Source organism: Aeromonas salmonicida subsp. salmonicida, from assembly GCF_001643305.1.
In the GTDB taxonomy this organism is placed as follows: Bacteria; Pseudomonadota; Gammaproteobacteria; order Enterobacterales; family Aeromonadaceae; genus Aeromonas; species Aeromonas salmonicida.
The window spans coordinates 53,364-65,990 of sequence record NZ_LSGW01000068.1; the positions used below are offsets into that span (position 1 = coordinate 53,364).

A 12,627-nucleotide genomic window follows, 5' to 3' on the forward strand; every position below is an offset into this window, starting at 1 on the left:
AGTTTTTTGCCTTCTCAAGAATTGAATAACCAATCAATAGGAGCGTGTATGCGCATTGTTCTGTTGGGGGCTCCGGGTGCCGGCAAAGGTACTCAGGCTCAGTTCATCATGGAAAAACACGGTATTCCGCAGATCTCCACCGGCGACATGCTGCGTGCGGCGATCAAGGCGGGCACCGAGCTGGGCCTCAATGCCAAAGCCGTGATGGACGCAGGTCAGCTCGTCTCTGACGACATCATCATCGGCCTGGTCAAAGAGCGTATTGCCCAACCAGATTGCGCCAACGGCTTCCTGCTGGACGGTTTCCCGCGCACCATTCCCCAGGCGCAAGCCATGAAGGATGCCGGTGTCGTGGTCGATTTCGTGCTGGAATTCGACGTGCCGGACGAAGAGATCGTCAAGCGCATGAGCGGTCGTCGCGTTCACTCCGGCTCCGGCCGTACCTACCACGTGGTGTTCAACCCGCCGAAAGTGGAAGGCAAGGATGACGTGACCGGCGAAGATCTGGTGATCCGTGCCGACGACGAAGAGACCACAGTGCGCAAGCGTCTGGATGTGTATCATCAGCAGACTGCGCCGCTCATCGGTTTCTACGGTAAAGAGGCGGAGGCGGGCAACACCCGTTACGTCAAGATTGATGGTACCCAGCCGGTGGATCAGGTCAGCAAGCAGCTGGCGAGAATCCTGGGCTAAGCCCGACATTGCGAAAATGAGCAATGGCACTGTGCCATTAGACAAGGGTCCATGCAGGGCCCTTTCTTGCATTCAGATAGAACAACAGAAAGACAGGAAGCAATCGTGACCACAAAAACCGGGATCTTGCTGGTCAATCTGGGTACCCCAGCCGCGCCAACCACGGCGGCCGTCAAGGCCTTTCTCAGCCAGTTTCTGCACGACCCGCGAGTGGTCGACTTGCCTCGCTATCTCTGGTGCCCGCTGCTCCACTTCATCATATTGCCAACCCGCTCTCCCAGAGTCGCCAAGCTTTATCAGCAGGTGTGGACCGAGCAGGGTTCACCCTTGATGGTGATCAGCAAGCAGCAGCGTGCTGCGCTGGAGCAGGAGCTCAAGCGGGAAGGGGTCGATGTGCCGGTGGAACTGGCCATGACCTATGGCTCGCCCTCCATGGACGATGGCTGGCAGGCGCTCAAGGCCAAGGGGGTCAACCGGGTGATACTGTTGCCGCTCTATCCGCAATATTCGGTCAGCACCACAGCCTCTGTGTTTGATGCCTGGGCCAAGGCGATGAAGAAAGAGCGCAACCTGCCTGTGGTGCGGCTCATTCGTGATTACCATGCACACCCCGAATACATTCAGGCGCTGGCCATGAGCGTGCGCCGTCATTGGGAGCAGAAAGGTCAGGGCGATCATCTGCTGATGTCGTTTCACGGCATTCCCGAGCGTTACGAAAACGAAGGCGACCCTTATGGTCACCAGTGTCGTCGTACCGCCGCCTTGCTGGCCGAGGCGCTCGAGCTTGAAGCCGGGCAGTGGACAGCTTGTTTCCAGTCCCGCTTTGGCAAGGAGGAGTGGCTCAAACCCTACACAGATGTGACCATCGCCGGTTTGCCGGCAGCGGGCATCAAGCGGCTCGATGTGGTCTGTCCGGCCTTTGCCGCCGATTGCCTCGAAACCCTGGAAGAGATCGAAGTGCAGAACCGGGAGATCTTCATGGAAGCCGGTGGCGAGCAGTTCGAATACATACCTGCGCTCAACAGCGATCAGGCTCACATTCGCATGATGGTCTCCCTTATTTGCCGCGAGCTGGCATGATGGTCTCTTTCATGTGCCGCCAGCTGGCATAAGTTTCCCGCGTTCAGAACCCAAGGATAAGGAGTGTCATGATGATGCATATCACGTTGATTTACGCAGGCCTGCTGGGGCTGCTGTTTCTGTTGCTCTCCTTCTGGGTGGTCAAGCGCCGTGCCCAGTTCAAGGTGATGATAGGGGAAGGGGAGGCGCCCGAGATGCGCTCCGCGATCCGTGCTCATGGCAACTTCGCCGAGTATGTGCCACTGACCCTGCTGCTGATGGCCCTGTGTGAGCTGGCTGGGGTGGGGGCGCTCTGGCTCCACGTCGGCGGTCTTTGCCTCCTGGTGGGGCGTATCCTGCACGCCATCGGTATCCAGATCCCCAAGGCCCCCAACATGCCGCGGCTGTTTGGTACCCTGTTGTTCTGGTTGGCACTGGGGCTGTTTTCTGTGCTGGCACTGGTACAGGGGCTCTCGTTCGGCTGATATCCTCGTCTCGGCCGACCCGAAAAACCACCTCCCGGCGAGGTGGTTTTTAAGATGAATCATGGTAAACGTTTTCCTCTGCAGCCCTTGTCTATACTGACCCCATATTTTAATCAGGCGACTTTTCGGCACGGCGGATTGTGTTAAAATCCCGCCCCTCTTTCCCCCAGAGCACAGAAGATTGCCATGAAATTTTCCGGTCAGCGCAAGTCCAAACACTACTTCCCGGTCGACAGACGCGATCCTCTGATCCCGCAAAATCCCCTGCTTACCGAACTGGGCAAAGCCTATGTAGTGGGTATCGATCAGACACTGGTGGACATCGAAGCCCATGTGGATGAAGACTTCCTGAACCGTTATGGCCTGAGCAAAGGCCACTCAGTGGTGATCAGCGACGACGTGGCCGAGCGTGTTTACGAAGAGCTCAAGGCCAACAACATGGTGGTGAGCGAGTTTGCCGGTGGCACCATTGGCAACACAATGCACAACTACTCAGTGCTGGCCGACTCCCATTCCATCCTGCTCGGGGTCATGAGCCAGGACATCCGCATCGGCAGCTACGCCTACCGTTATCTGTGCAATACCTCTTCTCGCGTCAACCTCGACTACCTGCAGCCGGTCAATGGCCCTGTCGGTCGCTGCTTCACCTTCATTACCGAGGGGGGAGAGCGCAGTTTCGGCATCAATGCCGGCAAGATGGATCACCTCGATGTGGCGCACATTCCCGAAGCCATCATCAAGGAGTCCTCCGCTCTGGTGATCACCGCCTATCTGGTGCGCGGTGAAGATGGCACTCTCATGAAGGAGGCCGCCATGGCCGCCGTGCGCTACGCCCGCGAGGCCGGTGTGCCCGTGGTACTGACTCTGGGCACCCGCTTCGTGATTGAAGGCAATCCCCAGTGGTGGCGCGACTTCATCGCCGAGAACGTGACAGTGCTTGCGATGAATGAAGATGAGGCCGAGGCCCTGACCGGCATCGCCGATCCCCTCGGCGCAGCCGACAAGGCGCTGGACTGGGCCGACATGGTGCTCTGCACCGCAGGCCCCATCGGCCTCTACATGGCGAGTTACACCGAGGAAGACTACAAGCGCGAGACCACCCATACCCTGTTGCCCGGCGTCATCCCCGAGTTCAACATGTATGAGTTCAGCCGCCCCATGGCCCGTGACAAGTGCCGCAATCCGGCGCGCATCTACTCCCACATCTCCCCTTACATGGGGGGCCCGGAGAAGATCAAGAACACCAACGGGGCAGGGGATGGTGCCCTGTCTGCCGTGTTGCATGACATGGTGGCCAACGCCTATCACCGGATGAATGTGCCGAACTCCGCCAAGCACCTGTCCGAGTTCTTGACCTACTCCTCCCTGGCCCAGGTGTGCAAGTACGCCAACCGGGTGAGCTATGAAGTGCTGGCCCAGAGCAGCCCCCGTCTTTCCCGTGGTCTGCCCGAGAAGGAAGACAGTCTGGAAGAGGTTTACTGGGAGCGTTGATCCCCCCGTTTTCCCGTATCGAGAAAGGCGCCCAACAGGGCGCCTTTCTGTTTTGGGGCTGGATCATGTTTCTGACGCTCATTTGGCTATGGTCATGGACATTTATCAAGCTGGCGACATACCTTGTTAACAAACTGTACCAAGGTCGGGTTCACGCTATGTTGAGGCAATGGAGTATTGGCCACCGGTTATTGCTGGTGGCGTTGATGGTGCTGGTCATAGTGGCTGCGCTCCTCGTTACCTGCCTGCGGGTTTATCATCAGGGATTGATGGCGGAGAAGAGCAATCAGACCCGCGCCCAGGTGGAGACCGCCTACAGTCTGGTTGCCGGTTTCGAGGCGAGGGCAAGACAGGGTGAGCTGGACGACGCTAGTGCCAGGACCCAGGCCCTGGCGGCCCTGCGGGGATTGCGGTACGGCCAGGACGACTATTTCTGGGTCAATGACAGTCACCCCACCATGGTGATGCATCCCATGAAACCCGAACTCGATGGCAAGGATCTCTCCGGGGTGGAAGACAAGCAGGGACTCAAGCTATTCGTTGCCTTTGTCGAGCGGGTCAAGCAGCAGGCTGCTGGTGGTGAGGTGGCTTACTACTGGCCCAAACCCGGCGTTGACGAGCCGGTTCGCAAGATCTCCTACGTCAAGCACTTTGCCCCCTGGGACTGGATCATAGGTACCGGTGTCTATGTGGATGATGTCGATGCCCAGTATCAGGAAGTGCTGCGCACCCTGCTGGGGATCGGTGCCGTCTTGGCCTTGCTGTTGCTGGGCGCCGTGACCCTGATTGGGCGCAGCATAGTGACACCGCTGGCTCAGTCCGTCTCGGCCCTGGGCAATATTGCAAAGGGTGAGGGGGATCTGCGTTTTCGTCTGCCAGAGAGCGGACGAGATGAGGTGAGTCTGCTGTCGGCCAATTTCAACCTCTTTGCCAACCAGATGGCTCAGTTGGTGGCTCGCACCCAGCAGATCGCCTATCAGAACCGGGAGGCGGCTCATCAACTGGAGCAGGTTGTGGTGCGAACCAGCGCCATCGTCACGGATCAGGAACAGGATACCCAGCGGGTCGCCGACGCCATGGCCCAGATGACCATCAGCAGTCGCGCCGTCGGCGTGAATGCCGAGCAGGCCGCAACGGCAGCCGATACGGCGCAGCACCTGGCTCAGCATGGCCGCCAGGTCGTAGCGCAGACCATTGCCACCATAGGGCAACTGGCCGATGAGATGGAGGAGACTGTGCAGGCGGTGGCACGCCTCGAGCAGGACACCAAGCAGATAGGCTCAGTGCTTGACGTGATAAGGGGGATCGCCGAGCAGACCAACCTGCTGGCGCTCAATGCGGCCATTGAAGCGGCGCGCGCCGGTGAACAGGGGCGTGGATTTGCGGTGGTGGCCGATGAGGTGCGTACACTGGCGACCCGCACCCATAACTCGACCGACGAGATCCGGCAGATGATCCAGCGGTTGCAAGAGGGGGCTGGCAAGGTGGCGACCGGGATTGGGCAGTTGCAACAACTCTCGCGTTCGACGGCAGAGAAGGCCGGGGATGCCGAGGGCGCCATCGGTGACATCGATGAGGCGGTCGGCACCATCATGACCATGAACAATCAGATAGCCGAGGCCGCCAGCGAGCAGAGTCGATCGACGGACGAGATCACGCAGCGCCTCTCCGCCATCACCCAGCTTGCCAACAAGGCACTTGCTGAAAATCAGCGCACAGGGCAGGCGGCAGGTACCTTGGCTCACTCCAGCGATGAGCTGAGTGCCCTGGTGGGGCGATATCGCACTTAATGAGGGGGGCTCCCGCCTTTTTAGGGATTTGACTTGAGTCTGGGGGGCTTTTGGGACACCATCTGCCCCATTCTTGGCCAGCACTGGCCGACAGCCTGTAAGAGAGAGACCCCATGAGCAAACTAACTGACAATCTTGACGCCAATTTCAAACTGTTCATCGAAGAAGTCCGCGAGTCGGGTCAGGTCTGGGGCTTGCGTTACGGTGAAGACTGGGTTGTCTGCCGCTCTGCCGAATTCGAAGATGCCGATGTGATGCCGCTCTGGTCCGCCGAAGTAGATGCCCGCCTGCACTGCGTAGACGAGTGGGCTGACTACGAGCCGGAAGTGATCGAGCTGGAAGAGTTCCTCGACATCTGGATCAATGACCTGAACGAGGATGATGTGCTGATCGGTCCGAACTGGAACGCCGATCTGGAAGGCCAGGAGCTCGAGCCCATCGAGCTGGCCAAGGCGCTGGTTGAACTGGACGCCTGAACAGTTCTGCATTGATGGATGGCCCCTAACAAGGCCACCGGCAGCAACAAAGAACCGATATCCGCAAGGATGTCGGTTTTTTTGTGGCCCAGCGCCACCATGATGGATTAAAAGGCGATTTGGCTTTGCACCTGTCAGGGGGATGGTCCATCATCACTCTTTTGCCGATCGGGAGGAGCCATGTTTGTATTTGACGTAACCGGCGTTGCAGGGGAGCGTGCCGAGATCCGGGTCCAGGCGCTGGACTGGGGGCAGACAGGCCCTGTCACCTTCAGCTGTGATGACGATAAACTGGCGGTGCTGCTGCTCACCGACTGTCGCTGTGATGCGGTCGGCTTCTTCAATCTGCTGGCCGGCAGCAAGCCCCTCTATGTGGAACAGTGGCTCTCTTATTTGCAGGAGACTGGCCGTATCGCCAGGCAGAGCAGCCAGCTGGAGAGTCCCGCCCAGACCGATTACCTCGCCAGAGCCGGCTTTGAACATGAAGAGCTCAATGCGCTGCTTGGTCAAATCTATCAGGTGGCGGGTTTCAATCGCCTGCAGATCAACCGTTACCTCAAGAATCGCCACAATCCCACCACGCTGGCGACCCGTTACGATCAGAAAGAGCTGGAGCGCTATCGCCAGCTCAACGACATCATTCTGACTCTGCTGAAGTTGAAACGTCCTCAGTAAACAGCCCCAGCTGGCTGATGTCCGGTCGCAGCGGTTGCGGCCTGGCGATGAGATAGCCCTGCAATCCGTCCACATACATGCCTTGCAGCAATTGCTTCTGCCCCAGTTGCTCCACCCCTTCCGCTATCACCTGGCAACCCATGCGGTGTGACACATCGACGATCATCCGCACGAACTGCTGGTTGGTCAGATCCTGCTCCAGCCCTGTGATGAGGGCGGGATCCAGCTTGATGTAATCGGGTTTGAGCTCACGAAACAGGTTGAATGACCCTATTCCCTTGCCGAAGTTGCAGATGGCGGAGCGACTGCCGTTGCGCCTGAGCAGCTCGAACACCCGTTTGGCCCCCGTCATGTTGCGCTCCAGATGCTCCTCATCCAGTTCGAACACCAGATTGGCGCTGGTGTTGGGATCCTTGAGCAGCTGCCTGTCCAGCCAGATCAGGAAGGTGCTGTTTTGCAACAGGTTGCTGGAGAGGTTGATGCCCCAGCGGCTCTGGTTGGCGCCAAATGCCCGGTACTGGCGCATGATGTGAACCACCAGCATCTGTTCCAGCTTCATCACCATGTCGAGGCGCTGGGCCATGGCAAACAGGGTGTCCGTTGGCAGCACAGTGCCGTCAGCACTGCTGAAGCGGGTATAAATCTCGTTGTAGGCCAGCATGCTGCGGTGCATGGATTGAATGGGTTGATAGGTGAAGCTTATCCGTTCCTGATCCAGCAGCTCGTTGAGCACCAGTTTCCAGTGGTGCTGACCCTGCAAGTCGACTACCTCATCATCGTCCTGCTGGATGGCCCAGCCGTTGACTGTCTCCGTCTGGGCGCGAGCGAGCGCCAGATCGGCCCGCGCCAGTATGGCTTCTATCTTCTGCCCGCTGCTCAGGCGCGTCAGCCCCGAATAGGCGGCGCTCTCCAGCTCGTGCTGCTGTTGATAGTGGTCAAAGGCAATCTTCAGATCTCGCCCGAGCAGGGGGGGCGGTATGTTGGCCACCGGCTGCACCAGCACGGCGAAGTCGGCCCCCGAGATACGGTAAACCTGATGGCCGGGAAAGCGGCTCACCACCCGGGTGATCAGATTGGCGATGTCCTTGATATAGGCATCCCCCGACTGAAAGCCGCGCTGAGCATTGAGTTTGCCAAGCTCGGTGGCACGGATCAGCACCAGGGTGGCGGTCTGGGTATCCTGATCCCGTTGCAGCAGAGCCGTCATGTCGCGGCGAAATGCGTGGCGGTTTTGCAGCTGGGTCAGCTCATCCTGAGTCGCCAGATTGTGCAACTCGTCTATCTGGCGATGGGCATCAAGATCGGCTTCATTGAAGTGAGAAAGCAACTGCTGCAGTGCAGCCTGGGCCTCTGCCGTCTCCAGAACCGCAGGGTCACGCAGTTGCAGGGCTTTGATCCAGACGCGGTCCTGCTGGGCCCGCTCGGCATTGCGGGCGCGATAGGCCAGCATGAACATCAGTCCGAAACCGAGCAGAGAGGTGCCAAGAATGAGTGTCAGGGTGAGAGGGGTTGCCTGTGCGGCGAGCCAGATGCCTTGCAACAGCAGCAGAGGAGCACAGGTGACGGCTGCGATCAGTAACAGGTTACTCCCGAGCTTGTTCAACATCTTGTCATCCTTGATGATGTTTGTGATGCTGAAATTCTAACCAAGCTCACGACGCAAAGCATGGGATACCGCTCAACTCCTGGAAAAGGGCCAATTGAAATCGGCTAAATGTGAGTGAAACCACTTTCATAAGCCCTTAAAAAGGCGAAGATGGGTTGAAAATAGATCAAACAAGGCAGAGGTAATTATGTTGTTAGAACCCGTAAATACTGCCAAAGCACGGCAACTATTGAATCAGAGTATGGCCTTGGTGCTCGCGGGGGGACGCGGCAGTCGCTTGAAGCAGTTGACTGACAACCGCGCCAAGCCTGCCGTCCATTTCGGCGGCAAGTTCCGGATCATCGATTTCGTGCTCTCCAACTGCATCAACTCCGGCATTCGCCGGGTGGGTGTGGTGACCCAGTACAAGTCCCACAGCCTGCTGCGCCACCTGCAATCGGGCTGGTCATTCCTGCGCTACCAGATGAACGAATTCATCGACCTGCTGCCTGCCCAACAAAGGGTGGACGAGGTGCACTGGTATCGCGGCACTGCCGATGCCATCTATCAGAACGTTGACATCATTCGCGACTACGGTCCCAAATACATAGTGGTGCTGGCGGGGGATCACATCTACAAGATGGATTACGCCGCCATGCTGCTCGATCATGTGCGCCTCGGTGCCAAGGTGACAGTGGCCTGTATCGAGGTGCCGCGCGCCGAGGCGTCTGCCTTCGGTGTCATGGACATAGACGAGCAGCGCAAGATCCGCGCCTTCGTGGAGAAACCGGCCAATCCACCGGCCATGCCCGGCTGCGAAGATCGCTCCCTGGCCTCCATGGGCATCTATACCTTCGAGGCGGAGTACCTCTATCAGCTGCTTGAAGAGGACATCAACAATCTGGAGTCTAAGCATGACTTCGGCATGGACCTGATCCCGCGCATCGTGGACGAGGGCAAGGCGTTTGCTCACCCCTTCACCATGTCCTGTGTCGGTGCCAAGGAAGGGCAGGAACCCTACTGGCGTGACGTGGGGACCCTGGATTCGTTCTGGGAGGCGAACATGGATCTCGCCTCTGTGGTGCCCGAGCTCGACATTTATGACGAGAGCTGGCCCATCTGGACCAGCCAGAACATGTCTCCCCCCGCCAAATTCGTGCAGGACAGAAACGGCCAGCATGGCATGACCATCAACTCCATGTTCGCGGGGGGATCGATTGTCAGCGGCTCTTTCGTACTCAACTCTGTGCTCTTTACCAATGTGCGGGTGCACTCCTTCTGTACCCTGGATCAGGCGGTGATTTTCCCCGGTGTCGAGATAGGTGCCGGTTGCCGTCTGCGCCGGGTGGTGGTGGATAAAGGCTGCGTGTTGCCAGATGGACTGGTAGTGGGTGAGAACGCCGATGAAGATGTGCGTCGCTTCTACCGTTCAGAGCAGGGAATCGTGCTGGTGACCAAGGAGATGCTGGCCAAGCTGGCGTGAGAGAGAAGCTTGAAACTGTGTCAGACGTTGTAATGCATAAGGGAGCCGAATCGGCTCCCTTTCTTTATGGTGTGATCGCTGGATTTACTCGCGGACTTATTTTTCGCTCACAATGGCCTTGGCGGCCATCACCATGGCGGTGCCGTGCTTGCCACCGGCGGCGGTGACTTGCGGCACGCCATCTTCGTCGGTGTCGCCACCGGCCCCTTCGATGACGTTTTCACCGGAGTCGCCGATCCACTCGGCCATCTGCATGCCGCCGTTGACTGTGCCACGGAACCAGCCCACATAGCGTTGGGTCAGCTGTGCCAGCTCCAGCTCGGGGGCCTTCTCCGTGCCTTCGTTGCGCAGATTCAGCATGGCAGCACGCAGGGCACCAGAGATTGCGGCCTGGGTCCAGGGAGTGTATTCACCCTGCTTGCCCGCAAGCCAGGTGCCTGCCTTGGTATTGAAGTACGCCTTGTCGGTCGCGATGAACAGCTCGCGTGCGGCATTGCGGTACTTGGCATCGGAGGTGGCGAGGAAGGCCGCGGTCAGCCCGCGCACGGCGGCAAATTGCGCATCCACGGATTGACCCGCATCCGGCTTGCCACCCAGGGTCAGGCCGTCATACACCAGGCCGTTCTTGCCCATCAACTGGCCGAGAATGAAATCAGCCTGCTGGCGAATGAGTACCAGCGCCTGTTGGCCTTGTGCGGTTTTCAGATCCAGCTCGCCGTTATCACCGGCGGCATAACCGACCGGCAGAGCATCCTGCGCACGCTGAAAAATCTGCAAGGCGACCAGGGCGTAAGCGGCGTCGAAAGTGGTGACGTGCTTGCCCTGTTTGCCGGCCTGCCAGCTGTCGACCAGGGTACCGGCCTTGGGCTCGAAGTGCAGGGCGTTGAGGTTCTTGAACACCATGCCGGAGAGATTCAGCGCCAGGGAGAAGGCATCTTCCCCTGCCACCAGCTTGGCGGCATCGCTGCCCTTGTTGGCGGCAGGTGCAGCGGCGAACGGGGCACCGTCAAACACGGCGTGGAAGGCCGGGTTCTGGTTGGTGTTGGCCGTGCGTTGATCGCTGAAGGCGTAGAATTCGGAGAGCGGCCACAGCATCATCCAGGCATCGCGCAGCTGGGCTGAGCCATCCACCACCTCCAGCTTGCCGATGGCGCCCACGTCATTCTTGCTGGCTTCGGTCACTTTCACCTGATGGGGGAAGTAGACGATACCCTTGGACGGATCGTATTGCGGTGTGATGTTGGCACCCAGCTGCTTGCCATCGAAGCCGAGCTGGCCCTGCATGATGGCCAGCTTGTCGATGGACTGCTCGGTCAGCATCATGCCGTTGAAGCCGTCGGCGGCAGAGACGCCGAGCTTGTGCTTGCCGTCCTGATCCATGGTGGCGGACGCGGCTTCCACCTCTTCATCGCTCTCGGCCACGTGCATGCCACCGAGGAAATCCTGGGACCACATCACTTCCTTGAGCAGTATGCCGCCCACGGCCGCCGGGTTCAGCAGGTTGTCGGCACCGCTCCAGCGCAGGGTGGCGTAGTCACGAAAATAGGCGGGCACCTGAGTCTTGACGGTTTTCTCTGTGCCCTTGGCGGTCTTGATGGTGACCTGATCACCGTTGACCGGGGTGGTGTTTACCGCCTGGGCAAACTCCGGATTGGCGGAAGCATAGGGCAGGGAGAGGGGATACATGCCCTGTGGCACTTCATCGGCCGGGAAGCCGACAGCCTCGGCCATGGCCAGCACTCGCTTGCCGAGGTCGGCCAGGGTGCCGCCGCGGGCCAGGTTTTGCGGACCGTTCACCAGATGGGGGCCCATGCCGGACTGATAGTTCAGCGCGTACATGGCCTCTTCGGAATATTCATAGGATTCGATACCGGCGGCAAAGTCGAACGGGGTCGGCTCATCGGCGCGGTTGGCATCCAGCACATCCAGATCCAGTCCCAGCGCTTCGGCCAGCGGCTCGCCGGAGAGCTCGAATTCGGTATAGGCCAGCATGTTGGCGGCTGTGTTGAACGTCTTGTCTTCCACCTTGACGGCAGCCTGTGCGGCGCCACTGAGCAGTGCGCAGGCGATCGCCTGTACCAGTACGGTTTTTCTCATGTCCCTTCTCACCATATGTTTGATTTTATTATGACGCTTCTCATGAATCTAAATGAGAATGGTGTGCATTATGAGACAAAGGGGGGAGCTTGAGAAGAAAAAACCGCGCCCCGGGGGTTGAAGAGAAGAGGGGCGCGGCCAGAGGGTCACAGCAGCTTGAAGGGGATGACCAGTCGACCCGGTTCTACCTTGAGAGCCTCTATCTTGTCTTTGATCCTGGCTTCGTTTTTGCGACTGCCATCCAGACGGTAGACGGGGGTCTGGGAGAAGAACAGGGAGAGGGACTGGTTGAAGGTGGAGAGCAGGGGAGTGAGGGCGGCGCCCACGTCGGCTGGCTCCGTCTTGACCGAGACGAGCTCCAGATCGCGCAGATAGATGGCACCCTGTTCGGCCACATAGTCGGGGCGGGCGCTGAGGGAGAAGCGGATCTTCATCTGCTGGCTGCCAAGGGGGCTGCTGACCTGCAGATCACCGGCAGCATCCAGCTCGATCCGATCGGCGCTGCTGCGGCCGATGCGGCTCTGCATCTCGTCGAGACGAACCTTGCTCGACATGATGCCGGGGATCCCCAGCTGTTTCTCGAAGGCGACCCTCTCTTTGAGGTATTGGTTGATTTCGCTTTCGCTGACGTTGTACTGGGTGAGCGAACAGGCTGCCAGCAGCAGGCTGAGGGGAAGCAGAAGCAGGTGCTTTAACATCGACAGTTCCGTGAGTTGAGAGACATGACCAAAAAGATGGCGCCATCTTAGGGGGAAACGCCCCTGGCTGCCAGCATGAGCACCTAGCCCCCGTT

The 12,627-nt window shown here is 59.0% G+C and carries 11 protein-coding genes; 8 read left to right on the forward strand and 3 right to left on the reverse strand.

Annotated features, from left to right (window positions below; translation table 11 throughout):
• Nucleotides 1–48: 48 nt before the first annotated feature.
• The 7 genes from adk to AXW79_RS11380 all read left to right on the forward strand — a co-directional run bounded on the left by adk (nt 49) and on the right by AXW79_RS11380 (nt 6,669).
• Nucleotides 49–693, forward strand: a complete 645-nt coding sequence (adk, locus tag AXW79_RS11350) for an adenylate kinase (protein ID WP_005315223.1) — start codon at nt 49–51, stop codon at nt 691–693.
• A 105-nt stretch (nt 694–798) separates the two neighbouring features.
• The gene (gene hemH, locus AXW79_RS11355; RefSeq protein WP_005315225.1) at nt 799–1,773 is read left to right on the forward strand and encodes a ferrochelatase; all 975 of its coding nucleotides are present in this window, start codon (nt 799–801) and stop codon (nt 1,771–1,773) included.
• A 71-nt stretch (nt 1,774–1,844) separates the two neighbouring features.
• Nucleotides 1,845–2,237, forward strand: a complete 393-nt coding sequence (locus AXW79_RS11360) for an MAPEG family protein (protein ID WP_005315228.1) — start codon at nt 1,845–1,847, stop codon at nt 2,235–2,237.
• Nucleotides 2,238–2,423: 186 nt separating this feature from the next.
• A complete protein-coding gene (locus AXW79_RS11365) occupies nt 2,424–3,728 on the forward strand; it encodes an inosine/guanosine kinase (protein ID WP_005315243.1) in 1,305 nt (434 codons plus the stop codon).
• Between the two features lie 158 nt (nt 3,729–3,886).
• A complete protein-coding gene (locus AXW79_RS11370; protein ID WP_011898654.1) occupies nt 3,887–5,518 on the forward strand; it encodes a methyl-accepting chemotaxis protein in 1,632 nt (543 codons plus the stop codon).
• A gap of 113 nt (nt 5,519–5,631) precedes the next feature.
• Nucleotides 5,632–5,994: a DUF2750 domain-containing protein gene (locus tag AXW79_RS11375; RefSeq protein WP_005315249.1), complete on the forward strand. Its 363-nt coding sequence runs from the start codon at nt 5,632–5,634 to the stop codon at nt 5,992–5,994.
• A gap of 180 nt (nt 5,995–6,174) precedes the next feature.
• Nucleotides 6,175–6,669, forward strand: a complete 495-nt coding sequence (locus tag AXW79_RS11380) for a hypothetical protein (RefSeq protein ID WP_005315253.1) — start codon at nt 6,175–6,177, stop codon at nt 6,667–6,669.
• Here AXW79_RS11380 and AXW79_RS11385 read toward each other — a convergent pair.
• On the reverse strand, nt 6,632–8,275 hold the full coding sequence (locus tag AXW79_RS11385) for an EAL domain-containing protein (RefSeq protein ID WP_005315254.1): 1,644 nt from the start codon (nt 8,273–8,275) through the stop codon (nt 6,632–6,634). The two genes, AXW79_RS11380 and AXW79_RS11385, sit on opposite strands and share 38 nt — an antisense overlap.
• A gap of 187 nt (nt 8,276–8,462) precedes the next feature.
• On the opposite strand from AXW79_RS11385, the gene glgC reads away from it, so the two are divergent.
• Complete coding sequence (gene glgC / locus AXW79_RS11390) at nt 8,463–9,737, forward strand: glucose-1-phosphate adenylyltransferase (protein WP_005315256.1); 1,275 nt, start codon at nt 8,463–8,465, stop codon at nt 9,735–9,737.
• Nucleotides 9,738–9,833: 96 nt separating this feature from the next.
• Here glgC and AXW79_RS11395 read toward each other — a convergent pair whose 3' ends face one another.
• Complete coding sequence (locus tag AXW79_RS11395) at nt 9,834–11,834, reverse strand: hypothetical protein (RefSeq protein ID WP_005315258.1); 2,001 nt, start codon at nt 11,832–11,834, stop codon at nt 9,834–9,836.
• Between the two features lie 146 nt (nt 11,835–11,980).
• Nucleotides 11,981–12,532 carry a lipoprotein gene (locus AXW79_RS11400; RefSeq protein WP_005315260.1) on the reverse strand — a complete coding sequence of 184 codons (552 nt, stop codon included), beginning with the start codon at nt 12,530–12,532 and terminating at the stop codon, nt 11,981–11,983.
• Between the last annotated feature and the right edge of the window lie 95 nt (nt 12,533–12,627).